Source organism: Dyella telluris, assembly GCF_014297575.1.
GTDB classification, from domain to species: Bacteria; Pseudomonadota; Gammaproteobacteria; order Xanthomonadales; family Rhodanobacteraceae; genus Dyella; species Dyella telluris.
Genome location: NZ_CP060412.1, coordinates 1,632,334 through 1,656,336 on the forward strand (window position 1 = coordinate 1,632,334; position 24,003 = coordinate 1,656,336).

Annotated in this window: 21 protein-coding genes; 8 read left to right on the forward strand and 13 right to left on the reverse strand. The window is 66.5% G+C overall.

Annotated features, from left to right (window positions below; all coding sequences use genetic code 11):
• Nucleotides 1-153: 153 nt before the first annotated feature.
• Entirely contained in the window at nt 154-747 is a 594-nt protein-coding gene (locus tag H8F01_RS07485; RefSeq protein ID WP_187058373.1) for a YceI family protein, read from the reverse strand.
• A gap of 53 nt (nt 748-800) precedes the next feature.
• Nucleotides 801-1,394, reverse strand: a complete 594-nt coding sequence (locus H8F01_RS07490) for a malonic semialdehyde reductase (protein ID WP_187058374.1) — start codon at nt 1,392-1,394, stop codon at nt 801-803.
• Nucleotides 1,395-1,528: 134 nt separating this feature from the next.
• On the opposite strand from H8F01_RS07490, the gene H8F01_RS07495 reads away from it, so the two are divergent.
• Nucleotides 1,529-2,506: a mitochondrial fission ELM1 family protein gene (locus tag H8F01_RS07495; protein WP_187058375.1), complete on the forward strand. Its 978-nt coding sequence runs from the start codon at nt 1,529-1,531 to the stop codon at nt 2,504-2,506.
• 6 nt (nt 2,507-2,512) lie between these two features.
• On the opposite strand, the gene glnE is transcribed toward H8F01_RS07495, so the two are convergent.
• Entirely contained in the window at nt 2,513-5,365 is a 2,853-nt protein-coding gene (gene glnE / locus H8F01_RS07500) for a bifunctional [glutamate--ammonia ligase]-adenylyl-L-tyrosine phosphorylase/[glutamate--ammonia-ligase] adenylyltransferase (protein ID WP_187058376.1), read from the reverse strand.
• A 252-nt stretch (nt 5,366-5,617) separates the two neighbouring features.
• Here glnE and H8F01_RS07505 point away from each other — a divergent pair, with 252 nt between their 5' ends.
• Nucleotides 5,618-7,513 (forward strand): LTA synthase family protein, encoded by a 1,896-nt coding sequence (locus H8F01_RS07505; RefSeq protein WP_238481185.1) that lies wholly within the window; start codon nt 5,618-5,620, stop codon nt 7,511-7,513.
• A 243-nt stretch (nt 7,514-7,756) separates the two neighbouring features.
• Nucleotides 7,757-8,071 (forward strand): acid-shock protein, encoded by a 315-nt coding sequence (locus H8F01_RS07510; protein ID WP_187058378.1) that lies wholly within the window; start codon nt 7,757-7,759, stop codon nt 8,069-8,071.
• Between the two features lie 61 nt (nt 8,072-8,132).
• On the opposite strand, the gene H8F01_RS07515 is transcribed toward H8F01_RS07510, so the two are convergent.
• The 5 genes from H8F01_RS07515 to H8F01_RS07535 all read right to left on the reverse strand — a co-directional run bounded on the left by H8F01_RS07515 (nt 8,133) and on the right by H8F01_RS07535 (nt 14,406).
• The gene (locus tag H8F01_RS07515) at nt 8,133-10,529 is read right to left on the reverse strand and encodes a TonB-dependent siderophore receptor (RefSeq protein WP_238481186.1); all 2,397 of its coding nucleotides are present in this window, start codon (nt 10,527-10,529) and stop codon (nt 8,133-8,135) included.
• Nucleotides 10,530-10,647: 118 nt separating this feature from the next.
• Nucleotides 10,648-11,640, reverse strand: coding sequence for a FecR family protein (locus H8F01_RS07520; protein ID WP_187058379.1), 993 nt, complete (start codon nt 11,638-11,640; stop codon nt 10,648-10,650).
• Nucleotides 11,637-12,191: an RNA polymerase sigma factor gene (locus tag H8F01_RS07525; RefSeq protein ID WP_187058380.1), complete on the reverse strand. Its 555-nt coding sequence runs from the start codon at nt 12,189-12,191 to the stop codon at nt 11,637-11,639. Before H8F01_RS07525 ends, H8F01_RS07520 begins: the two co-directional genes overlap by 4 nt.
• Nucleotides 12,191-13,165, reverse strand: a complete 975-nt coding sequence (locus H8F01_RS07530; protein ID WP_187058381.1) for a VirK/YbjX family protein — start codon at nt 13,163-13,165, stop codon at nt 12,191-12,193. Before H8F01_RS07530 ends, H8F01_RS07525 begins: the two co-directional genes overlap by 1 nt.
• Nucleotides 13,166-13,452: 287 nt before the next feature.
• Complete coding sequence (locus tag H8F01_RS07535) at nt 13,453-14,406, reverse strand: AraC family transcriptional regulator (RefSeq protein WP_238481187.1); 954 nt, start codon at nt 14,404-14,406, stop codon at nt 13,453-13,455.
• A gap of 114 nt (nt 14,407-14,520) precedes the next feature.
• Here H8F01_RS07535 and H8F01_RS07540 point away from each other — a divergent pair, with 114 nt between their 5' ends.
• Nucleotides 14,521-15,723 carry an MFS transporter gene (locus H8F01_RS07540; RefSeq protein WP_187058382.1) on the forward strand — a complete coding sequence of 401 codons (1,203 nt, stop codon included), beginning with the start codon at nt 14,521-14,523 and terminating at the stop codon, nt 15,721-15,723.
• 85 nt (nt 15,724-15,808) lie between these two features.
• On the opposite strand, the gene groL is transcribed toward H8F01_RS07540, so the two are convergent.
• Together groL and groES are read right to left on the reverse strand one after the other, a co-directional pair.
• Entirely contained in the window at nt 15,809-17,452 is a 1,644-nt protein-coding gene (gene groL / locus H8F01_RS07545; RefSeq protein ID WP_187058383.1) for a chaperonin GroEL, read from the reverse strand.
• Nucleotides 17,453-17,558: 106 nt separating this feature from the next.
• Nucleotides 17,559-17,852, reverse strand: a complete 294-nt coding sequence (gene groES, locus H8F01_RS07550) for a co-chaperone GroES (protein ID WP_187058384.1) — start codon at nt 17,850-17,852, stop codon at nt 17,559-17,561.
• A gap of 274 nt (nt 17,853-18,126) precedes the next feature.
• Here groES and H8F01_RS07555 point away from each other — a divergent pair, with 274 nt between their 5' ends.
• Together H8F01_RS07555 and cutA are read left to right on the forward strand one after the other, a co-directional pair.
• Nucleotides 18,127-18,777 carry a class II aldolase/adducin family protein gene (locus H8F01_RS07555; RefSeq protein WP_187058385.1) on the forward strand — a complete coding sequence of 217 codons (651 nt, stop codon included), beginning with the start codon at nt 18,127-18,129 and terminating at the stop codon, nt 18,775-18,777.
• Complete coding sequence (gene cutA, locus H8F01_RS07560; RefSeq protein WP_187058386.1) at nt 18,777-19,094, forward strand: divalent-cation tolerance protein CutA; 318 nt, start codon at nt 18,777-18,779, stop codon at nt 19,092-19,094. The genes H8F01_RS07555 and cutA overlap by 1 nt, the downstream gene beginning before the upstream one ends.
• Here cutA and H8F01_RS07565 read toward each other — a convergent pair.
• The 3 genes from H8F01_RS07565 to pdxR form a co-directional block, all read right to left on the reverse strand.
• Nucleotides 19,064-19,456 carry a cupin domain-containing protein gene (locus tag H8F01_RS07565; protein WP_187058387.1) on the reverse strand — a complete coding sequence of 131 codons (393 nt, stop codon included), beginning with the start codon at nt 19,454-19,456 and terminating at the stop codon, nt 19,064-19,066. The two genes, cutA and H8F01_RS07565, sit on opposite strands and share 31 nt — an antisense overlap.
• A 2-nt stretch (nt 19,457-19,458) precedes the next feature.
• Nucleotides 19,459-20,469 (reverse strand): TlpA family protein disulfide reductase, encoded by a 1,011-nt coding sequence (locus H8F01_RS07570; protein ID WP_187058388.1) that lies wholly within the window; start codon nt 20,467-20,469, stop codon nt 19,459-19,461.
• 91 nt (nt 20,470-20,560) lie between these two features.
• On the reverse strand, nt 20,561-22,009 hold the full coding sequence (gene pdxR / locus H8F01_RS07575) for a MocR-like pyridoxine biosynthesis transcription factor PdxR (RefSeq protein WP_187058389.1): 1,449 nt from the start codon (nt 22,007-22,009) through the stop codon (nt 20,561-20,563).
• 109 nt (nt 22,010-22,118) lie between these two features.
• Here pdxR and H8F01_RS07580 point away from each other — a divergent pair, with 109 nt between their 5' ends.
• On the forward strand, nt 22,119-22,817 hold the full coding sequence (locus H8F01_RS07580; RefSeq protein ID WP_187058390.1) for a glutathione binding-like protein: 699 nt from the start codon (nt 22,119-22,121) through the stop codon (nt 22,815-22,817).
• A 227-nt stretch (nt 22,818-23,044) separates the two neighbouring features.
• A complete protein-coding gene (locus H8F01_RS07585) occupies nt 23,045-23,959 on the forward strand; it encodes a DMT family transporter (protein ID WP_187058391.1) in 915 nt (304 codons plus the stop codon).
• Nucleotides 23,960-24,003: the final 44 nt, after the last annotated feature.

Below are 24,003 nucleotides of genomic sequence, written 5' to 3' on the forward strand. Positions count from 1 at the left end.
TGGATCCCTGCTTTCGCAGGGATGACGGTGAGGGAAGTTGATGTGGTGAGGGAAAATGATGCGGTGAGGGAACAACGCCAACAGGCGCCACACCACACGCAAAAAAAAAGCCCGCGCCAGAAGCGCGGGCTTTTTCACACCGGAAGCCGGAGCTTACTTGGCGGCGTCAGCCTTCGGCACCGAGGCCTCCGTGGTGATGTGCACCTTGATCTCGTCGCTGACGTTCGGCACGTACGCGCCCACGCCGAAATCGGAACGCTTCAGCGTGGCGGTGGCGTCAAAGCCCACCGTCGGCACCTTCATCATCGGATGCTCACCGCTCTTGTTGAGCGTGGCGTCCAGCGTCACCGGCTTGGTCACGCCGTGCACGGTCAGATCACCCGTGACCTTGTACTTGTTGCCGCCAGCGGCCTGCACCTTGGTGCTCTTGAAGGTCATGGTCGGGAACTTGTCGGCATCGAAGAAGTCCGGCTTCTTCAGGTGCTCGTCGAGCTTGGACACGTGCGTGTCCAGGTCGGTCAGCGGCAGCGTCACCTCGACCGACGACTTGGACGGATCCTTGTCGTCGAACACGATGGTGCCGTCGCCGATGCCGATGTTGGCGGTCGGGTTGGAGAAGCCGAAGTGGTTCCAGCTGAACAGGACCATCGTGTGGCCCGGATCCATCTTGTAGGTCACCGGGGCGGCCTGGACGGACACGGCGGCGCTGACGAGGCCGGCAAGAAGGACGTAACGAAGTGCACGCATGGGTTGAATCTCCACAGGGTTCAGGGGGTAACGGACCAATGCCGGGAAACGGCTCAGGCGATCCGGCAAGCTTCGTCGAACGACAGGCGCGGGCTGCGCGGGAACAGGTCTCGGCTGGCATCGCCATAGCCGAGATTGATCAGGAAATTGGCCTTCACCGCGGTACCGGCGAAGAAGGCGGCATCGACACCGGCGTTGTCGAAGCCGGACATCGGACCGCAATCGAGGCCCACCGCACGCGCGGCCATCATCAGATAAGCGCCCTGCAACGAGCTGTTGCGGAAGGCGGTGATGTCGATCAGCGACTGGTTGCCAACGAACCAGCTGCGCGCATCGGCGTGCGGGAACAGCTGGGGCAGCTTTTCGAAGAATTCGTGGTCGGTACCGACGATGGCGGTGACCGGCGCGGCCAGGGTCTTGGCACGATTGCCTTCGGAGAGGAACGGCGCAAGCTTTTCCTTGGCCTCCTTCGACTTCACGAAGACCACACGCATGGGCGAGGAATTGGCACTGGTCGGACCGAACTTGGCCAGCTCATAGACCTGATGCAGCTGCTCGTCGGTCACTTCTTTCGGCAGCCAGGCGTTGTACGTACGCGCCGTACGGAACAGCTGGTCGAAGGCGGCCTCGGAAAGCTTCTCGCTCATGGGTATCCTTTGCTCATGGGGCGCCGCTACCGGCGCGATGGCGTGCAGTGTAAGCGGGCGCGCAGGCAAACAGGACCCAGGCCAATGAAACGAACTGTGGCGCCCAGGGAAACAATGCAGCCGGACAACACCCGATGAAGCCCCACGGCGACTGCTGGGTCATCACCGACGATGCGGCCGGCAACCAGCGACAGGCGCTCGCGCTGGCCCACCTGCTGTCGATGCCGGTGCGGCACCTGCAGCTTGCGCCGGCGGCGCCGTGGTCCTGGCTGGCCCCGCGTCTGACCCTGGGCGCGCGACTGGCGCTGGACGCCACCCAGCGCCGTCAGTTCGCCGCGCCCTGGCCTGCGGTGGCCATCGGTTGCGGCCGCTCCGCCGCGCTGTATACGCGGATGCTGCGCGCACTGAGCCGCGGTCGCTGCTATACGGTTCAGATCCTCGACCCGCGCGTGAACCCCGAGCACTGGGACACGGTGATCTCGCCGCAACACGACCAGCTGTCCGGACGCAACGTGATCCGCCCGCTCGGTTCGCTCAATCCGGTCGACGACGACTGGTTGCAGGACGGTCGCGACGCGGACCCCGCCTTCGAGACCCTGCCCCGTCCCCGGGTCGGCGTCTTGCTCGGCGGGCCACGCAAGGGCGTGACCTTCGATGAAAGTTATATCGACCAGCTGATCCACGGCCTGCACGCGCGGCGCCGACTGGATGGCGGCAGCCTGCTCGTGATGGCTTCGCGCCGCACGCCACCAGCCCTGGTGGAACGCATGCGGCAAGGCCTGGGCGACGTGCCGGGGCTGGTCTGGGCCGGTCACGACGACGGCGGCAATCCCTACCCCGGCGTGCTGGGCTGGGCCGATCGCCTGGTGGTCACGCCGGATTCGGTCAACATGCTGTCCGAAGCCTGCGCCGTGGGCTGTCCGGTGCATACCTTCGTGGTCGGCACGCTGCCCGACAAACTCGAACGGTTCCACAAGGCCCTGCGCGCCGCCGGCATGCTGTATTCGCTCGACGCGCGGGACACGCCGCCCGTTCCGCCGTTGCGCGAGACCGGAACCATCGCCGCCGTGCTGCGCGACCTGATCACCTTGCGGCAAGGCTCCAGGAAATAGACCGGCTCAGAACAGGAAGCCCAGCTCCGCCGTCACTTCCTTCACGTTGCCGCTGAGCCGTTCCAGCGCTTCGTCACGCGGGGCGATGCGCGAGCGCAGGTCGAGCGTGCAGGCCAGCGCACGATGCAGCAGTTCGGCATGGGCTTCGGCGAACACGCCGGCCTGTCGCCCGTCGAGCAGGCCGGCATTGCGGCAGGCCTCGATCAGGCCGGCATTGGCGGTGATGTTGAGCAGCGCCGGACGTTCCGCCGCATGCGCCAGCACCAGTCCTTGCAGTGCGAATTCGATATCCAGCAGCCCACCATGGCCCTGCTTCAGGTCGAACAACTGCGCGTCCGAGCGATCGCGCTCGGCGCGCCAGCGTTGACGCATGCTGCTCACCTCGTGCAGTACCGCCGTGCGTTCGCGCGGCACCGCCAGCACGTCGCGACGCACCGCGGACAGCGCCGCGTTCAGCGCCGCGTCGCCGGCGATGGGGCGGGCGCGCAGCAAGGCCTGGTGTTCCCACGTCCATGCGCGGCTCTTCTGGTACGCCTCGAATGCATCCAGGCTGCCCACCAGCAGGCCTTTCGAACCGTCCGGGCGCAGGCGGGTATCCACTTCGTAGAGGCGACCGGCGCGCGTCAACACGGTCAGCCAGTTCATCACGCGCTGCGCCAGTCGCTGGTACCAGCGCGAGCCTTCCATGGGGCGCGCGCCATCGCTCATGGCCTGCGCACGCTTGCCGTCGTAGACGAACACCAGGTCGAGGTCGGACGCGAAACCCAGCTCTTCTCCGCCCAGGCTGCCATATCCCAGCACGGCGAAGCCGGTGCCGTCGCCAGGCAGGCGCCCGTGTTGCGCTGCAAGTTCGCGCTCGGCAAGCGCGGTGACCGCCAGGACGATGGATTCGGCCAGCACCGCAAGGCGACGCGCCGTCGCCACGGCATCGGCGCGGCCGTCATTGAAGGCAAGGCCAAGGCGGAACGCCACGCTCGCCTTGAACTCATTGAGGCGCTCCAGCTCCGCTTCGGCCTCGCGCTCGTCCAGGGTCGCCAGTACGCGGGTGATTTCCGCGCTGATGTCCGCGCGTTTGAGCGGCAGCTGATCAATCCGCGGGTCGAGCACGTCGTCGAGCAACAGCGGTTGCGCGATGACGCGCTCGGCAAGGAAGGCACTCTCCGCGAACAGCTTGGCCAGGCGATGGCGTGCGGCCGGTTGCTCTTCCAGCAGTGCCAGATAGGACGAACGCCGCGCCACCGCCTGCACCAGCCGGCACAGGCGTAGCAGGCAGGACACCGGCGCGATGCTCTGGCGCGCCACGGCAAGCAGCTGCGGCATCAGGCGATCGAGCTGCTCGCGCGAACGCTGCGACATGGCGCGCACGGAGGCCGCCTGCGACAGCTTCACCAGCGCTTCGGCCACTTCCGCGCCCGGCGTGAAGCCCGACGCTTCCATCACGCCTGCATTGAGCGTCTCGGTGCAGGCCTGTTGCCACAAGGCAACGTCCGCCACCGGAGCCGCGGCGGCACGGCCACCCTGCGGCATCAGTACTTCGGCGAATTCTTCGCTGACCTTGGCACGGTGACCGGCCAGTTGTTCTTCCAGTTCTTCCCACGAGCCATGGCCGAGCCCCAGGGCTATGCGTTCACGGCTGAGTGCATCGTCCGGAATGTCGTGCGTCTGCGCATCGCGCAACATCTGCACGCGGTTCTCCACGCGACGCAGGAACACATAGGCTTCGCGCAGTTCGCGCGCTCGCGCCGCACTGATGTGCCCGCGCGCCTCGCAGGCGGTCAGCGCCGGCAACAGGCCGCGCACGCGCAGGCTGGGCTCGCGGCCACCGCGGATCAGCTGCATCAGCTGCACCACGAACTCGATCTCGCGGATGCCGCCGGGACCGAGCTTCAGGTTGTCGGCCAGGTCCTTGCGCGCCACTTCGGCATCGATCAGCGCCTTCATCTCGCGCAACCCGGCGAAGGCCGTGTAGTCGAGATACTTGCGATAGACGAAGGGGCGCAGCAGATCCTGCAGTTGCTTGCCGGCGTTGCGGTCGCCCGCCACCGGACGCGCCTTGATCCACGCGTAGCGCTCCCAGTCGCGCCCTTCGCTCTGGTAGTACTGCTCCATGGCGGAGAACGGCAAGGCCAGGCGCCCGGCGTTGCCGAACGGTCGCAGGCGCAGGTCCACGCGTGCACAGATGCCGTCCACCGTGGGCTCATGCAGCAGGCGCACCAGCTGTCGGGTCAGGCGCACGAAATATTCGCTGTTGTCGAGCGAACGCGCGCCATCGCTTTGCCCACCATGCGGGTAGGCCAGCACCAGGTCGATATCGGAGGAGAAGTTGAGCTCGCTGCCGCCCAGCTTGCCGAAGCCCACCACCACCATGCGCTGCAATTCACCTTCGTGGCCGCGGCTGTGGCCGTAGCGGGCCGCCAGCGCATGCTCGGACCAGCGCAGCGACTGTTCAAGCAGCACTTCGTAAAGCACGCTGGTGGCTGACAGCGTCTCGGGCAGCTCGTCCAGGCCGTTTACATCACGGAACACCAGCCGCAACGCTTCCGCGTGGCGGAAACGGCGCAACTGCGTCATGCACTCCGCTTCGTCATTCGACAGCTTCAGCGTTTCGGCACGCATGCTGGCATCGCTGCCCGAACGCAGGCGTTCCAGCCCCTGCGGCGCCAGCAGTTGCGGCTGGCGGAACCAGGTATCGAACGCGAAATCGCTGGCGAGCAGGGTGCGCCGGATGCGCTCGGCCACACCGGCGTCGTCGTGCAGCGGCACGCCCATCTGGCGGCAGCGCGCGATCAGCTCGCGGTAGCGATCGTCGATCAGCGCACGCAGCGCCTGGGATTCCGTCGGCTTGTTGATGACAGTCATCCAACCATTCTGCCGCAGTGGGGGGCACCTTGCTGCACCCGCACATGTTTTCGTCCCTGCCGCGAGTGTGACCGGCACATGACCGGCGGCGGCCCCAGAGGCCGGGCGGCGTGCACGACGGCGCGACGTGACGCGTTGCCCAGACCATGCCATCCCGCCGTGCGCAAGCACGACGCCCAACAAATGGTTCAGATCCGGATCGTTACAGTCCCGTGTCCGAGCCATGACAGCCATCCACAGGGTGCCATGACCATGTCAGCGACTCCACCCGCGCCGCCGGCGCGTTCCCGGTTCGCCCGCCTCGCGCTGATCGTCGCGCTGGGGCTCGTATTCACGCTGCTGACCGGCCTGGTCGACGGCGGCGTTGGCGTGAGCCCGACGCAGGCGCTGAGCCAGCCGGTGTTCCTGATCGCCAATGCGCTTCCCGGCCTGCTGCTCGCCGCGCTGCTGCTGGTGCTCAGCCGACGGCCGTTTCTTTCGTTCGGCCTCGCCTTCTTGCTGCAGACGCTGGTGTACGCCATCAATGCGCTGAAGATGAGCCATCTCAACTCGCCGCTGATGCCGGCGGATTTCCGCATGCTGGGCCAGCTGCGGCGCGGCGGCCTGAAGCTGCTGGGCAGCTATCTGCCCGCCAGTCCATGGCCGTATCTGGCGCTGGCAACTGCCCTCGCCATCATCGTGGTGACCTGGCGCATGGAGCAGCCGATGTTCGCGCGGCGCACGCGCGGCAAGCGGCTTGCCTCCGGCCTGACCCTGCTGGCCCTGATCGGCACGCTGTTCGCCGGCATGCCCGGGTGGATGAAGATCTACGGCGGCCACCACCTGTGGCTGGAACCGTGGTCCGCCACGGCAACGGCCGAGCACTCCGGCCTGGTCAGCTCGCTGATGATGTTCCACCTGCACCAGGGGCATGCGCGCAAGAAGCCCGATACCGCCGCCGCGGCCCAGTTGATCGACCGTTCCGGCACCGCGCTGCGCGAACGCCTGCAGGGTCCGTCGCGCCAGGCGGGCGAAGAACCCGATATCGTGGTGGTGCAGAGTGAGTCCTTCTTCGATCCGTCGATCATGAAGGGCTACGAGCAAGCCGACCTCACGCCGAACCTGCGCCGGCTCGCGGCACAGGGTGAAAGCGGCCCGCTGCACGTGCCCACCTACGGCGGCGGCACCATCCGCACCGAGTTCGAGGTGCTTACCGGCCTGTCACTGCGCTATTTCGACGATCTGCAGTTCCCGTACCTGCAGATGAACCACAAAGTGGTGCCCAGCATGGTGCGCGTGCTGCGCTCGCATGGCTACGAAACCATTGCGCTGCACGGCAACGATCCGGGCTTCTGGAACCGCAACACGGCCTTCCGCGCGATCGGCTTCGACCGCTTCGTCTCGCGCGCGTCGTTCCCGGCGAACGCGGCCATGGACGGTCAGTACATGACCGACAGCGCGATGACCGACGAGATCATGGCGCAGCTGAAGAACGCCGGCCCGCCGCAGTTCCTGTTCGCCATCAGCATCGAGGCGCATGGCCCCTACGACGTGCCGCCGGCCAACGCGGCGGAGCGTGACGCCATTCCCGTGCCGGAGGGCGTAACAGGCGAGAACAAGCGGGAGCTGCAAAACTACCTGTATCACATGCGCCATGCCGACCAGGAACTGGGCCGCCTGGCGGAGCTGCTGTCGCATCGCGAACGGCCTACGCTGCTGCTGTTCTATGGCGACCACCTTCCGGCGCTGACCGACGTCTACCGCACCACCGGCTTCGTGGACGGCAAGGACATGCTCAGCCAGGCCGGCACCTGGTTGCTGGTGAACCCGCGCAACCCCATGTCGCCTCACCGGGAGCCCTTGGCCTCGTGGATGCTCCCCGGCCGCCTGCTGGATCAGGCAGGGGTGCACGACGACGCCTATTTCGCACTCACCCAGGTGATCGCGCCGCAGCTGGCCGCACTGACCTGCGCCCCGGGCGCGCCGCCGGAAGCCGAGGACCACTCCGAGCAGCAGGAAGATGACGACATGGCCAACGTCGCCCTGCTGCGCATGAAGGGCAAACTCGACCCCCTGCTGCCCAAGGCCACCATGCAGACGGCGGGCATGGTGGAGGACGTTCCGCTCGTGCCGACTGGCAACGTCGAATCAGCCGGCGCCCATCAATAACGCCTTTCTAACGGACGCTTGCAAATGGACGTCCAAACGAAATGAGCACGGCGGCCGTTTGCGGGGTTTTTCAAGCGGGTCGAAAGCGTTTTCGTGCGCGGCTCATAACGTGGATTCATCGATCTGTCTGGCCGCTAAAGGGAGCCGGTTTCGTTCAGGTTCGGTAGAGCGATCCGCGTCTAGCTTCTGCCCCAGCCACGAAGCAACGCCTTCGCTGGCATTCCCACATCGGAGGTTCACCCCATGCGTAAGACCATGCTTGCCGCCCTCTTCGTCACCGCCGCTTCCGTTCTGACCGTTCCGGCGTTTGCGCAGGACACCGCGCCGGCCGCGAAGACCGAAGCAAGCGCAACCACCGCGGCAGCGACGGCGAAGGACACCGCCAAGTCGGCCACGGAAACGGCGAAGTCCGGCACTGAAACCGCGTCCACCAAGGCCAGCGAAACCGGCCACAAGGCAAAGCACACCAGCCACAAGGCCAAAGCTGCCGCCACCGACGCGACCAAGACCGATGCCACCAAGGCAGAAGGTGGCGCGCCGGCCACGCCCAAGCAGTAACACGCACGCTGTGAACCCAGAACCCCGGGAGGAAACTCCCGGGGTTTTTCGTGGGCGCCACTCAGAAGTCGAACGTGCCCGACAGCATCACGCTGCGATGCGTGCGCAGCGGCAGGTAGGTCTCGTTGAAGTCAGCCGAGTAGAGCGTGCGCGCGAACAGGTTCTTTGCGCCCAGCGTCATCCGCCAGTGATCCGTGCGATAGGACACGTTGGCGTCGATTTCCGCCTGCCCCGGTGACGGGTAATAGACGGTGTAGTCACTGCTCTGCCCCAGCGAGCGGCCGCGCGCCTGCACGCCGGCAGCGACACCCCAGCCATGGAGCGCACCGCCCTGGAACCAGTAGCTGGCCCACAGGTTGAAGCGCTGGCGCGGCGCACCCACCGGAGCGGTGCCGTCGTGATTGCTGATCAGCGCATTGGTGTAGCTGCCGGTGATATCGAGACCGGGCGTGACGCGACCGGCAAACTCGACTTCCAGCCCGCGGTTGGTCTGCCCTGGCCCGAAGCTGGCGAAGTTGGGCGCCTGCTCAAGGAACAGGTAACTGTGGTCCAGCTCGATACGGTAGAGCGACACCGTCAGCCATGCCTGATCGTGGAACAGGTTGAGCTTGGCGCCGGTTTCCACCTGCCGCGACAGCGCGGGCACCAGTGGCCGCCCGTTCTCGCCCAGGTAGGACAGCGGCTCGAAGCCGTTGCTGGTGCCTGCATAGAAGGCCACGTCGGGCGTGAGCTTGTAGACCAGGCCGGCGTTGGGCACCCACTTGGTGCGTCGAGGCGTCCACGGATTGCCCTGCGCGTCGGTGGTGGACACCTCATAGGCCGAGCGGCGCAGCGCCAGCAGCATGGTCCAGCGCTCGCCCCAGGCGAGCTGGTCCTGTAGGAACAGACCGTTGTCGATCGACCAGGGCGTGCCGGACAGCGGTACGTTGTCCTCCGGCTGCATCACGGCGGAGACCCGCGGCAGTGCCGGACCGGTGAACACGTTATAGGCGCTGCCGTACTCGTGCACCAGGTCGTCGGTATGACCGACGCGCGAGCGCGAATAGTCCAGGCCCAGGGTCACCGTATGCGTCACCGGGCCGGTGCCGAACACGCGGATCAAATCGTTCTGCAGGGAGTAGTACGCGTCGCTGTATCGATAGACCTGCGCATAGGGCGTCACGTCGCCGGAGGACATGGGATTGACCATCGTCCAGCTTTGCAGATCGTTGTGCTGCTGCACGTACTGCCCGCGGCTGCGCCATGTCCAGGCGTGCCCCAACTGCTGGTCGAGCAGGTAATACAGGCGGTCGGTCTGGTAGCTGGCGTGGTCGTATTCGTTGCCGGTCAACAATCCAAACGGCGTGGCGCTGCCCACGGTATCGCCAAGCAACACGGCGTGATCGGGCACGGGCAACCGGTTGAGAATGCGCTGCGCACCCACGACAAGCTGGGTGGAGGACGTGGTCCAGCCGATCGACGGCGCCAGGTAGCCGCTGCGGCGGTCGCGCCGCCCCTGCGGCGAGCTGTTGGCGTACTCGCCCGACACCACCAGGCGATAGGAGAGGCCCGATGCGTGGCTGAGCGGACCGGCCAGGTCGACGCCCGCCTGCACTTGGCCGCGCTCGCCCAGCGCGTAGCTGATCTGGCGAAGCGGCTGGCTCTGCGGTTGCTTGGTGGTGACGTTGACCAGGCCGCCGAAGCTGTTGCCGTTGGTGTCGCCAAGGATCGTCTGCGGACCCTTGATCACTTCCACCCGGTCCAGCCCGATCAACGGCGGAAAATCACCCGAGCCCACGTTGCTGTTCGGCATGCCGTCGATCAGGCCGTTGCCGCTGTAGAAGCCGCGGATCTGGAACAGCGGCAGGCCGTCGGAACCCTCGACGTAGGACACGCCCGCCATGTTGCGCACCACGTCCTCGACCGACAGCGCCTGTTGCGAGGCCATCACGTCGCGGGTTACCACACTCACCGATTGCGGCACGTCGATCAGGCCGGCGTCATTGCGCGAGCCGAGGCTGGTCAGGGTGGCCTTGAAGCCCACGTCCCGTCCGATCAGCGCATTGGCTTCAACGGCGGTGAGTTCCCTGACCTCTTCACGACGAGGCGTGGACGACTTCTTGCCGGGTGCCTCGGGCAAGGTCACCACCACCGTGCCCTGGTCGGTGAACTCGTGGATGAGGCCGGTGCCTTCCAGCAGCTTCTCCAGCGCAGCCTGCGCGGTGTAGCTGCCCGTGATGCCCAGCGAACGGAAGCGCGCGACGGTACTGCCGGCGGTGAGCACCTGCACGTTGGCCTGCTTGCCGAAGGCGATGAGCGCGGTGGCCAGCGGTTGCGCCGGAATGGCGAAATCGAGGCGCGCTGCCGGGAGTGAGGACTCTTGAGTGACGCGTGCGCCGGCCACGGCGCTGCCCGGCACCGCCAGGCAAGCCGACACCAGCAGGCCGCCTGACAGCAGCAGCGTCACACCGTTCCTCATAGCCCCCGCTTCTTCGCAAGCGAAAGTCGCGAGTGTGACATGCGTCGTGCGTGTTGTGGCGTCAACGTTGCAGCATGAATGCTATCTGTCGACGGGCTGTCAGCTCAGTGTGTGCCGATCAGTGTTGCGTCGGCTTGCGCCGCGTATCGGACAGCACGGTCTGCGCGCCCGCCTCGCTCACCTGCAACGGCAGCACCTGCGGCAGGGCATGCAGCCAGTCGTCGATGGCATCGGCCTTGACGGTGCCGGTGAAGGTCAGCGTATTGAGGTCGGCATCGGCGATGCGCAGGGGTTCCTGGCGATAGCGATTGATGTTGGCCACCACCACCGACAGCGGCTCGTTGTCGAATTCCAGTCGTGCACTACGCCACGCAGCTGCGTTGGCCGGATCACTGGCGGTGACGTTCATCGCGGCGCGCGCAGGGTCGTAGGTCACGGACTGGCCGGCCACGGCTTCCAGGCTGTTGTGACCGCCGCCGGTGGCATCAGCCACGCGCACGCGTCCTTCAGCCATGGCCACGGTGACGAAATTGCCGGTGCGTCGCACATTGAAAGCGGTGCCGATATCTTCGATGGTCACGTCGCCGGCGCGCACCTCAAACGGACGTGACGCGTTGTGCACCACCTCGAAATAGGCTTCGCCCTCGGTGAGATCCACTTCGCGGCGGCCACGCGTGAAGTGCGTGGTCAGGCGGGTGGCACCACCCAGGGTCACGCGCGTACCGTCCTCCAGCGTCACGTTCTGCTGCGAAGCGATGGCGCTGGCGTACTCCTGCGATGTGTCCGTGGAGCCCAGTGCACGCCAACCGGCATAACCGCCCGCCACGATCACCACGGCCGCCGCCGCAGCGGCGGGCAGCCAGCGATGGCGGGACGGCGCCTGTGTCGGCACGAACTCCGCCAGCAGCCGTTCGCGCGACACCTCGCCCAGCGCCTGCAGGCGCACTGCCAGTTCGGTCACGCGTTCGAATGCGCTGAGGTGGGCCGGATCTTCATCGGTCCAGGCCAGCCACTGCGCGGTCGTCCGTTCCGACGCGGCGGGGTCGCGCAATCGCATCCACCAGTCGGCGGCGACGCGCAGGTTCTGATCGTTCAAGGTGTTGGCCATCATGGCATCTCCGGTTCGTCCACCCGTGCCCGGCAATGAGCCAGGGCATTGGCGACGTGATAGCGCACCATGCGCTCGCTGATCTTCATGGCACGCGCGATAACGCTGATCTCGCATCCGTCGATGACATGCATGACGAAGGCTCGCCCGGTCTTGGCGGGCAGTTCCCGCAACGCCTTGTGCAGCGCGTGCAACTGCCCGGTGGCGTGCACGTGGCGTTCGGGAATCGGTGCGAGGTGCAGATCCTCGTCGGGCGCATTCAACGGATGGTCCGCGCGCACCTGCCGCGAGCGCAGGCGATCCACGGCCAGGTTCGAGGCCACGCGGAACAGGTAGGCGCGCAGCGAATCCACCTGCTCGGGCCGTTCCATGGTCACCAGGCGCACGTAAGCTTCCTGCGCCACTTCCTGGGCGTCGGACAGGGAATGCAGGCGACACTGCAGGAACGCCACCAACGCGCGGTTGTGGTCGCGGAACAGGTCGGCGATGCGCAGCGCGAACGCTGGATCAAGGTTCACGCCCGGATCGCTGGGCGTGTTGAGGGGTATGTCCACTAGGCGGCCCTGGTTACGTCCGGAAGCGGCGGCAGGGCTTCCATGGCCGCGGAGGCTTCCATCGCATCGCGCCACCACGACACCGGGCGCAACACGTCATTCAACATCCTTACCGCTTCCCAGCGCAGTTCCGCGCGACGCCGGAACACGGCGCGGCGCTTGCTTTCCGTTTCTGCTTCGGTGCGGTGGTGCAAGGCGGCCGGCAACAGGAACCAGCCGTCTTCGACAGCCGTGGCACCCTGCTCCAGCCAGTAGGCATCGTAATCGGAAAACATCCGCGCACGGCCCTGCAGCGGGTGCGCCACGTTGCCCACGGCAAGGATACGCCGCAGCCCACTCTGGCCTGCAAACGCATACGCCAGCACCAGCATCAGCTGCTTGGGACGCATGCCGTGCATGTTGCGCGTGAGCTCGCGCACCGTGTCGCGTCCATCGAGGCCCGCCGGTCCCTGGATGCAGCCGATGGCCAGCGTGTCATCGTCGATGAGTGTCATCACCAGGCGATACAGCGTGCGGTCGCTCGCGTCGGCGAGTTCGACGGTCAGCTCACCCTCGCAGGTCATGTGCGGTGGCGGGCGCAGGTGCAGGCGCACTTCGGAGCCGTCCTTCAGGATCAGTGAGCCCAGCGTGGCACGGCCACGCACGTACACCGATTCGAACAGCTCCGGCGACCAGCGCTCGAGCAACAGGCGGTAGTGCGCGCGCAACGCCTGCAGGCGATCCTCACGGTGCCATTGCCGGTTCACGAAGCGGTGCTGGTGGCGCTCCAGCAGGCGCGGATCGCAGGCCACACAGGCGTTCAGCAGCGGATGCGAGGCGAGGAACGACAGGTAAGCGTGATGGCGCAGCGGCATGCCCAGCGAGCGCACCACGTACTTGGCAGCCATCAGGGCGCGTCGCCCCGCATGTCCTTCCCAGTCGGTGCGGTTGCGCAGTGAACGCCACCACACGGCAAAGCCAGGTTGGCCATCCATGGCCGGGGGTTCCTTGGGTCCAGTCGCCAGCGGGTCAGGTAACCCCGCCCACCGCAATTCGCGCTCCAGGGAGCGTTGCGCCGCATAGGCGCAGCCGCTAGCCGCGAACACCAGATCGGCGTCCAGGGGATCCTCCCCTGGCTGATGATTCCTTTCGTTCAAGGCTCGCCGACCCGCTGATGACTGTGACAGAAGCTATGACGTGCGAGCCGACCAAAACGGAAATGACCCGGGAAAGTTTTTTTCGGTGACCCGCGTCGGCCGCGAGCACCGGCGGCGAGGACCGGCTAAGCCCGCATCGCGCCGGGAGGGCGCCCCATCGTCCGCTTGAACGCCCGGCTGAATGCCGCCAGCGAGCCATAGCCCAGCCGGTAGGCCACGCTTTCGATGGGCTCCCGGTCACGGCCGATCCACTCGGCCGCCAGCCGCATGCGCAGCTCGGTCAGATAGCGCAGCGGCGTCATGCCGGTCACGGCCAGGAAGCGCTCGGCGAACACCGAGCGGGAGGTGCCCATTTCCGCGGCCAGATCGGCCACCGTCCACGGCCGCCCCGGTTCCCGGTGCAAGGCCAGGATGACCTTGCCCAGGCGCGGATCGCGCAGGGCCTGCACCCAGCCGGTGGCGTCGCCACAACCGCATTCCACCCAGCCGCGCACGATGAAGGCGGATACCACATCAGCCAGGCGGGCCAGGATGCCGGCAGAACCGGCCCGCCGCGCCTGCGCCTCCTGCTCCATGGCGTCGAGCATCGTGCGCAGTTCGGGCGAGCGACTCAGCAGGGTGCCGACCAGCATCACTTCGGGCATCGAGGCCACCAGCATCTGCATGCCGCCGAGGTCGAATTCCATGCAACCGGTGAATACCAGCGCATCACCACGGCAGTCGGCGGGTCGCACGCTGCATACCGTCGCGCACAGGTCGACCGACTCGAAGGTGGAAATGTCAGTGCAGGGGATGTCCGGCGAAGAGCGCAGCGAATGCGGCCCGCCCTGCGGCAGCAGCGCGGCATCGCCCGTCTCCAGGCGGTGAAGCGCGCCGCTGGCACTGCGCAGGTACACCGGGCCACGCCCGACGAAGTGGAACTGCGCCCGCCCCGGCAGGTGGCCGAAGCCCAGCCCGAACGGGGCGGTCACTTCGATCCGCTTGTACTGCACGCCCACCAGGCGCATGCCCAGCAGCAGCTCGCTGGCCAGGTCCGGCACATCCGCCACGGGGGCATCCGTCAGGGTTGGTCTGGGCACGGCAATAGTCCGGACGATTAATCAAAAATTGCGGTCTTGCCATCATAGACCATCCGGACAGGGCGACGTAGCCTGCGCTCCTCGTTTTGCAGCGCATCAAAAAGGACCGTCGCCATGAATGTTTGTCTGGAGGTCGCCGGCACCCGCCCGGCCAACGAAACCCCGGCCTGGGGAGCGGTCTTCTCGCTGTCCCTGGGCGTGTTCGGGCTCGTCACGGCGGAATTCCTGCCGGCCAGCCTGCTCACCCCCATGGCGGCGAGCCTGGGCGTCACCGAGGGCCTGGCGGGACAAGCCGTCACCGTTACGGCAGCAGTCGCCATGGTCACCAGCCTGCTGATCTCCAGTGCCACTCGCCGGATCGACCGCCGCCATGTGTTGCTGGCCTTCTCGGTGCTGCTCATCGCATCGAACCTGCTGGTCGCCTACGCACCCACGCTGGCCCTGGTGCTGGCCGGTCGTGTGCTGCTGGGCATCGCCATCGGCGGGTTCTGGACCATGTCCGCCGCCACCGCGATGCGGCTGGTGCCCGAGGCGATGGTGCCGCGCGCGCTGTCCATCATGTTCAGCGGCGTGTCGCTGGCCACCATCGCGGCCGCGCCCATGGGCAGCTACTTCGGCCACCTGATCGGCTGGCGCAATGTGTTCCTGCTGGCCGTGGTGCTGGGCGCGCTCGCGTTGCTGTGGCAGCTGGCCACCCTGCCCCGCATGGCGCCCAACGGAGAAACCCGCCTGCGCACGATGGTCGAGGTGCTTCAGCGACCGGGCATGGGCCGCGGCATCCTGGCCTGCCTGCTTGTGTTCACCGGCCACTTTGCCTTCTTCACCTACCTGCGGCCGTTCCTGGAGAACGAAACCGGCGTCGGCATCCAGGGGCTGTCGGTGATCCTGCTGGGCTTTGGCGTGGCCAACTTCCTGGGCACCTCGCTGGCCGGCCTGCTACTGGAACGCAGCCTGCACTTCACCCTTCTCGCGATGCCACTGCTGATGGGCATCATCGGCTTCGCCCTGGTCGTACTGGGACGCCTGCCCATTGCCCACGCCGTGCTCGTGTCGCTGTGGGGCATGGCGTTCGGTGCGGTACCGGTGGCCTGGTCCACCTGGATCACCCGCACCGTGCCCGATGAGGCGGAAAGCGGTGGCGGCCTGTTCGTGGCGGCCGTGCAGCTGGCCATCACCCTCGGTGCCGCCGTGGGTGGCGCGATCTTCGACAACAGCGGCGCCCGGGGCGTGTTCCTGGCCAGCGCCGTCACCCTGATCGCCGCTACCTGCGTGGTGTCACTGAGCCTGCGCAGCCGGGCCGTGCTCGCCACCGGCTGAGCCGGTCCGGATCGTTTGGACGTCCAAAAGAAAACCCCGCACAAGGCGGGGTTTTCTTTTATTGCGATGCCTGGAAGGCGAGGACTTAGAAGTCCATGCCACCCATGCCGCCCATGCCGCCCGGCGCACCGTGCGAATGGCCTTCTTCCTTCTTCGGCACTTCGGTCACGGCCGCTTCGGTCGTGATGATCGAGCCAGCCACCGAGGCGGCGAACTGCAGGGCCGAACGGGTCACCTTGGTCGGGTCCAAGATGCCGAAGGCAATCATGTCGCCGAATTCACCGGTGGCCGCGTTGTAGCCGAAGTTGCCCTTGCCTTCCTTCACGGCGTTCAGCACCACCGACGGCTCGTCACCGGCGTTGGCGACGATGGCGCGCAGCGGGGCTTCCAGGGCGCGACGGGTGATGGCGATGCCCAGGTCCTGGTCAGCGTTGGCACCCTTCAGGCCTTCGACAGCCTTGAGCGAACGGATCAGGGCGACGCCGCCGCCCGGGACCACGCCTTCTTCAACGGCTGCGCGCGTGGCGTGCAGGGCGTCTTCGACGCGGGCCTTCTTTTCCTTCATTTCCACTTCGGTGGCAGCGCCAACCTTGATGACGGCCACGCCGCCAGCCAGCTTGGCCACGCGCTCCTGCAGCTTCTCGCGGTCGTAGTCCGAAGAGGTCTCTTCGATCTGCGCCTTGATCTGGCCGATGCGCGACTGGATGCGCTCGGCTTCGCCGGCGCCGTCGATGATGGTGGTGTTTTCCTTGGTGATCACCACGCGCTTGGCGCGGCCCAGGTCCGTGATGGTGGCCTTGTCCAGGGCCAGGCCCACTTCCTCGGAGATCACCACGCCGTTGGTCAGGATGGCGATGTCTTCCAGGATGGCCTTGCGACGGTCACCGAAGCCCGGCGCCTTCACGGCGGCAACCTTCACGATGCCGCGGATGGTGTTGACCACCAGGGTGGCCAGCGCTTCGCCTTCCACTTCTTCGGCGACGATCAGCAGCGGCTTGCCAGCCTTGGCGACGGCCTCGAGGACCGGCAGCAGCTCGCGCACGTTGGAGATCTTCTTGTCGTGGATGAGGATGAACGGGTCGTCCAGTTCAACCTGCTGCGACTGCTGGTTGTTGATGAAGTACGGCGACAGGTAGCCGCGGTCGAACTGCATGCCTTCGACGACGTCCAGTTCGTTCTCGAGACCCGAACCTTCTTCAACCGTGATCACGCCTTCCTTGCCGACCTTCTTCATCGCGGTGGCGATGATCTCGCCGATGGCGGAATCGGAGTTGGCGGAGATGGTGCCGACCTGGGCGATGGCCTTGTCGTCAGCGGTGGGGTTGGAGAGCTTCTTGAGCTCGCCCACGGCGGCCACGACGGCCTGGTCGATACCGCGCTTCAGGTCCATCGGGTTCATGCCGGCGGCAACGGCCTTGAGGCCTTCCTGGATGAACGCCTGAGCCAGCACGGTGGCAGTGGTGGTGCCGTCGCCGGCCACGTCGGAGGTCTTGGAAGCGGCTTCCTTGACGATCTGCGCGCCGATGTTCTCGTACTTGTCGGCCAGTTCGATTTCCTTCGCCACGGACACGCCGTCCTTGGTGACGGTCGGGGCGCCGAAGCTCTTCTCGAGCACCACGTTGCGGCCCTTCGGACCCAGGGTGACCTTCACGGCATTGGCCAGGGTGTTCACACCCTTGAGCATGCGGGCGCGGACGTCTTCGCCGAAGCGGACTTCTTTAGCTGCCATAAAATTTTTGCCTCAAAAATTTTGAAATTAGGAATGGGTTCTTGATCTTGATCTTGCGGCCCCGGAAGCGCGGTTATCGCGCTAAACCAGGGCCTAAGGTCAAAGATCAGCCTTCAATCACGGCCACGATGTCGTCTTCCTTCAGGAAGACCAGCTCTTCGCCGTCGATCTTGATTTCCTGGCCGGCGTACTTGCCGAACAGCACGGTGTCGCCTTCCTTCACGGACATCGGGCGGACCTTGCCGTCTTCCAGGATGCGGCCGGTGCCGGCAGCGATGACCTTGCCGCGGGTCGGCTTTTCGGCGGCGCTGTCGGGGATGACGATGCCGCCAGCGGAGACGCGCTCTTCTTCGAGGCGCTTGACGATGACGCGATCGTGCAGCGGACGCAGTTTGCTCATGGGATGGGCTCCAGCTTCGGTTGAATGGTTGAACAGGATTCGGGACCCCGGAGCGACGCCGTTGCTGGCGCTGCTAGCACTCTCCAAGGGTGAGTGCCAATCATAGCGACGCAAAAGCCCCCTGCAAGAGGCGCCGGTCCGGTGGCTGAACTTTCCAATGGGGGAGCCGCGGGAGGCTTTCAAGGCGCCGGGTACAGAAATTCGCGGCTTTTCTATCGACAGGAGCCATGGGACGGACGACCATGCCGGCCTGTTCCCATCAGGCTACCCGCCCGTGAGCGATGAACTGACGCTGCGCCAGGACCTTGTGGAGCAAGGCGCCCGGCTGGCCGCCTCCGGCCTCAGCCAGGGCACATCGGGCAACCTAAGTACCCGTTGTGGCGAGGGTTTCCTGATCACACCCAGCGGCACGCCCTACGATGCGATCGTCCCCGAGGGCATCGTGCTGGTCGACGGCGACGGGCAGTGGCCAGCCGGCCAGCGCCCTTCCAGCGAGTGGCGCTTCCACCGGGACATCTACCTGGCCCGTCCCGATGCCGGGGCCGTGGTCCACGTTCATCCGCCCTACGCCACCGCGCTGGCGATGTGCCGCCGGGGCATTCCGCCCGCTCATTACATGATCGCGGTGGGCGGTGGGGACTCCATCAGCTGCGCCAGCTACCACACCTATGGCACCCAGGCCCTGTCCGATGCGGTGATCGCCGCGCTGGAAGGCCGGCTGGCCTGCCTGATGGCCAACCACGGCATGATCGCGCTGGGCAGCTCGCTGGCGCAGGCCATGTGGCGAGCCGTAGAAGTGGAGAACCTGGCCCGCCAGTACGCCCTGGCGCTGCAGATAGGCGCGCCGGTGATGCTCACCGACGCCGAAGTCACCGACGTGCTCGCGAAATTCGCGAATTACGGACTGATGTCCTCGAGGTCGTGATGTCCGATACCGTGCTGCTCTGCTATTGCACCTGCCCCGATGTCGCCAGCGCGCAGAAACTGGCCGAAGCGCTGGTGGGCGAACGCCTGGCCGCCTGCGTGAACCGCATTCCTACTGTCGCCTCCACCTATCGCTGGAAAGGCGAGGTCGTGACCGACAGCGAGGAGCTGCTGCTGATCAAGACCACCGCCGCGCGCTTCCCCGCGCTGAAAGAGCGACTGGTGGCCCTGCATCCGTACGAGTTGCCGGAGCTGATCGCCGTGCCGGTGGCCGAGGGACATCGGCCCTATCTGGACTGGGTGCGCGATCCGGGCTGAGCAGGCGGCGCGCCCACGAACACGACCAGGAAGGTCGCCGGTTCGCTGCGGCTGGCGTTGGCACTGACCTGATGATGCGCGCCCGCCGGCTCGAACCAGCTTTCGCCGGGCGCGTAGACGCGCAAGGGCTGGCCTTCCACCTGGCTGCGCACATGGCCTTGCAGCACGTAGACGTAGGCATCGCGGTCATGCGAATGCGGCTTCGACGCCTCGCCCGGCGCATAGGTCACGCGCAGGGCTTGCAGCGACTGCCCGGGTGCACGGGTCAGCGCTGCCGTGAGCAGTGACTCGTCCTGCGTCGCCATCGCCGGCACGATCACGCCCATCATCATCAGCCAGGCAAGCACACGGGCGGAGCGCATGATCATCGCACCGTCACCGCGGCCGATGCCGGCAGCGCGGCATCGACATCCTCGCTACGGCGCAGCACCTTGCCCTGTGCATCCAGCACGATCACGGTGGGCACGTGCATCACGCGGAAGCGCCGGAACAGGGCGCCCGACGCGTCCAGCGCCAGCGGCACGGCGACATGGTGCTCGCGCTGGTAGTCGGCCAGTTCATCGCGAGTCGCCCACAGGCCCGAGGCGATACCAAGCCAGCGTGCATGGTTGTCACGCGCCAGTACCTCGGCGCGTTCGCGTGCCGTGCGGCAGCCCTGCGCCATCGCCGGGCGACTTTTCGCCAGGTACGACTCGCACCACGGCGACAGAAACATCAGCACGGTCGGCTGTCCCGGCGTGGCGCCGAAAGCGGGCAGCGACTTGCCGTCCAGCGTATGCACGTCGAACGCGGGCACGCGGTCGCCGACGTCGTAATGCGGTTCGTCCTTCGGTACGGCAGCCACGGCGGCAACCGGGGCCGGCGAGCTGCTGCGAGCCTGCGCCAACGCGGCATCCAGCCTGGCATTGGCCTCGTGGCCCACGTAGAGGATGCGGCCGTCGCGACCGATCACCACATGCTGCGGCGTCACGCGCAGATGGAAGGCTTCGCCCAGCGAGCCATCGTCGAACACCATGGGCATGCCGAGCCCCAGTTCCTTCTGCACTTTTCGCACTTCCTCGACGCTGTCGTCAAAGCCCACGTCGATGCCGATCACGACCAGATCGGGGCCCGCTTCTTCAAAGGCATGCTCGAAGTGCGGCATCTGCTGCCGGCAGGGCACGCACCAGGTGGCCCAGAACTTCAGATAGACGGCTTTCTTGCCGACCAGCGCAGCGAGGTCGATGGCCTGGCCGTCGATGGTCTTGAGCACCAGGCGTGGCGCGGGTTGGCCGATCAGGCTGCGTCCTGCCGATTCGGCGCGTGACTGGCCGGACTCGGACGCATGCACGAACGCGCAGGACAACAGCAGGCAGAACAGGACGAGGTAACGCACGGCGAGCATCCTTGGCTGGGAGGCCTCGCATACTCCTCGCCGATGCCGTGGCCGGACAGATCCAGTTCGGGCGGAAACGAGGGAACCAGCGTCAGCGCGGACGATACGCCTCGAGCAGGTCGGCCAGCAGGCGCGCCACTTCATCCATGCGCGTGGCCGGCACGCTCCCCAGGCCGAACACCAGGCCGTTGGGCGTGGTTTGGCCGACGGCATACTCACTCAGCGCTTCGATGCGCACATCCTTCGCAACGGCATCGCGCACGAGCTGGCTCGCGTCCACTGGCCACACCAGTTCCGCGGCGATGTGCAGCCCCGCATCCGAGGCCAGCGGCCGCAACGCCTCGACTGCATGACGGGCCAAGCCTTCGAGCAAGGCATCGCGACGCTCCGCATAAATACGCCGCATCTTCCGCACGTGTCGCGCGAGGTGACCTTCGGCAATGAACAGGGCCAGCGTGTCCTGTGCCAGCAGATCGCTATGCCGGTCCGCCAGCTGGCGCACGCTGCCCAGCGCGGCCATGGCCCACGCTGGCGCCACCACGTAGCCCAGGCGCAGCGACGGGAACAGACTCTTGGAGAACGTGCCGACGTAGAACACCGTGCCTTCGCGATCCAGCGTCTGCAGCGCATCCAGTGGCCGCTCGCCGTAACGGAATTCGCCGTCGTAGTCGTCCTCCACGATCACCGCACCCTGTCGCCGCGCGAAGTCGAGCAGGGCCGCGCGGCGCGCCGGGGTCATCGCCATGCCAGCAGGAAACTGGTGCGACGGAGTCACGTAGACCACGCGGGCCTCCGGCGGAATCCGCTCGACGATCAGGCCCTCCTCGTCAATGGGTACTGGCACCACGCGGGCGCCGGCCGCTTCAAAGGCGGCGCGCAGGGGCGGATAGCCGGGGTCTTCCACTGCCACGATGGTCTGCCCCGGCGTCACCAGGATGCGCGCCAACAGATCGAAGGCCTGCTGCGCACCGCCCGTCACCATGATGTCGGCCGCGCTGCAGCTCACCGCGCGGGTGAACGAGACATGCCCGGCAATGGCTTCACGCAGCGCCAGGCGACCTTCGGCAGCGTCATAGGCCGACATGTCCCGGCTGAGCGCGCGCAGCGCACGAGCCGACAGCTTGCGCCACGCCTCGAACGGAAAACGGGAGATGTCCGGCAGCCCCACGCGCAGGTCGTAACGCGTGGGCGGCAAGGCATTCATGGGGGTCGACATGCGTGCATCGCGCCACCGCGGCTGAAGGCGCATCTCGGCGGCCCCCGTGACGCGGGGCGTGCTGGCCTGGCCAGAGCCGACGTGTGCCACCACATAGCCTGCGCCTTGCCGCGACACCACATAGCCCTCGCTGAGCAGCAGGTCATAGGCCGCCACCACGGTGTTGCGCGATACGCCCAGCGAGGTGGCCAGGGCGCGAGTCGAAGGCAGAGTCTGGCCGGCACGCAGCCGTCCATCCAGAATGGCTGCCCGCAGCTGGGCGTGCAGCGCCTGCAGCCGGCCGCGCACGGGTATATCCAGCGGAAAGGCCAGGGGTTGGTCCATGCGGGCGCCCGAGTGGTTTGACTGGTCCGAAAGAATTCCCCTGATCTGGATCTTTTTCAAGACCAGTGAAACCCCGAGACTGCGTCCATCACTTCAGCGGAGCCCCGCCATGATCGAGCTGTATTTCGCCGCCACGCCCAACGGACTGAAGCTCAAGCTGTTTCTTGAAGAAGCCGGCCTGCCCTACTTCATCACCCCGGTCAGCCTGGGCAAGGGCGAGCAGTTCAAGCCCGAATTCCTGGCCATTTCGCCGAACAACAAGATTCCCGCCATCGTCGACCACGCTCCCGCCGGTGGCGGCGCGCCGCAGGCGGTGTTCGAGTCGGGCGCGATCCTGCTGTACCTCGCCGAAAAGATTGGCCAGTTCATTCCCAGGGACACTTCCGGCCGCGTGGAAGTACTGGAGTGGCTGTTCTGGCAGGTCTCCGGGCTGGGCCCCATGGCAGGCCAGATCGGACACTTCAATGTGTATGCGCCGGAGAAGGTGCCCTACGCCATCGACCGCTATACCCGCGAAGTGGCCCGCCTGTACGGGGTGCTCAACCGTCGGCTGGCCGGCCGCGAGTTCATCGCGGGTGAGTTTTCCATTGCCGATATCGCCTGCTATCCGTGGATCGTGCCCCATGCGGCGCATGGCCAGGATCTGGCCGACTTCCCGAATCTGGAGCGCTGGTTCATCGCCATGTCGCAGCGCCCGGCCACCTTGCGCACCTATGAGGGCGTGGAGAACGCGTACCAGCCCAAGCAGGCGCTGTCCGAAGAAGAACGTCGCGTGCTGTTCGGCCAGGGAGCGAAACCCAGGGCATGACCTGCGCAAAGGTGCAGTCTGCTGACAGGTTCTGACACCATGGGCGGCTAGCCTTCCATAGAGACAGCTACCTCACACCTTCGTCATCCCTGCGAAAGCAGGGATCCAGCGACTTTTCCATGTGCCCGCAAGACGTGGAGAACCAAGGCACTGGATGACCAGCCCTTCGGCTGTTGAAAAGTGCCTCCTGCCTTCGCAGGGATGACGAGCAATAAGCGAAAACCACCATGAAAACCTCCGACATCACCGCACTGCTGTTGCTGGGAGCCATCTGGGGCGCCTCGTTCCTGTTCATGCGCATGGGCGCGGATGAATTCGGCGGCATGGCGCTGGCAGGCATGCGCGCCATTGGCGCGGCGATCTGCTCCATTCCCCTGCTGACGCGCACGCGACTGGTGGAGATGCGCACGCACTGGCGTGACATCGCCATCGTCGGCATCGCCAACTCCGCCCTGCCGTTCGTGCTGTTCTCCTATGCGGCGACCAGCCTGCCGGCGGGTGTCTCGGCCATTTCCGATGCCATCGCCCCGCTGCTGGTGGCGCTCTCGGGCTGGATGCTGCTGGGCGAGAAGCTGAGCCCCACGCAGGCCAGCGGCCTGGTGGTCGGTTTCACCGGCGTGGTGTGGCTGGTGGCCGGCACCGTGGGTTTCAGCGGTGGCGCGCACGCCACCGGCTGGGCCATGGCCGCGTGCCTGGGCGCCAATGTCTGCTACGCCTTCGGCGCCCACTACAGCCACCGCCGCCTGCGCAGCGGCGTCACGCCGCTCAGCGTGGCCACCGGCAGCCAGCTGGCCGCTGCGTTGTTGCTGCTGCCCCTTACGGTATGGATGTGGCCCACCCACACGCCGGGCTGGACGTCGTGGCTGGCCGTGCTGGGCCTGGCGGCCCTCTGCACCTCGCTCGCCTACGTGCTGTTCTACAGCCTGATGGCCCGCGTCGGCGCCTCGCGCAGCATGGTGGTGATGTTCCTGATCCCGGTGTTCGGCGTGGCGTGGGGCCTGCTGTTCCTGCACGAGCCGGTGACGCTGGCCATGGCGGGTGGCTGCGTGGTGATCCTGCTGGGCGTGGCGCTGACCACCGGCCTGCTGCCCCCGCGTAACCGAGAGGCCGCGTTGAACGAAGTAGTGACGGAACGCGCCTGATTCACGGTGGTCTCTTTCCGGCCAGCCTGAATCACCGGGCTGCG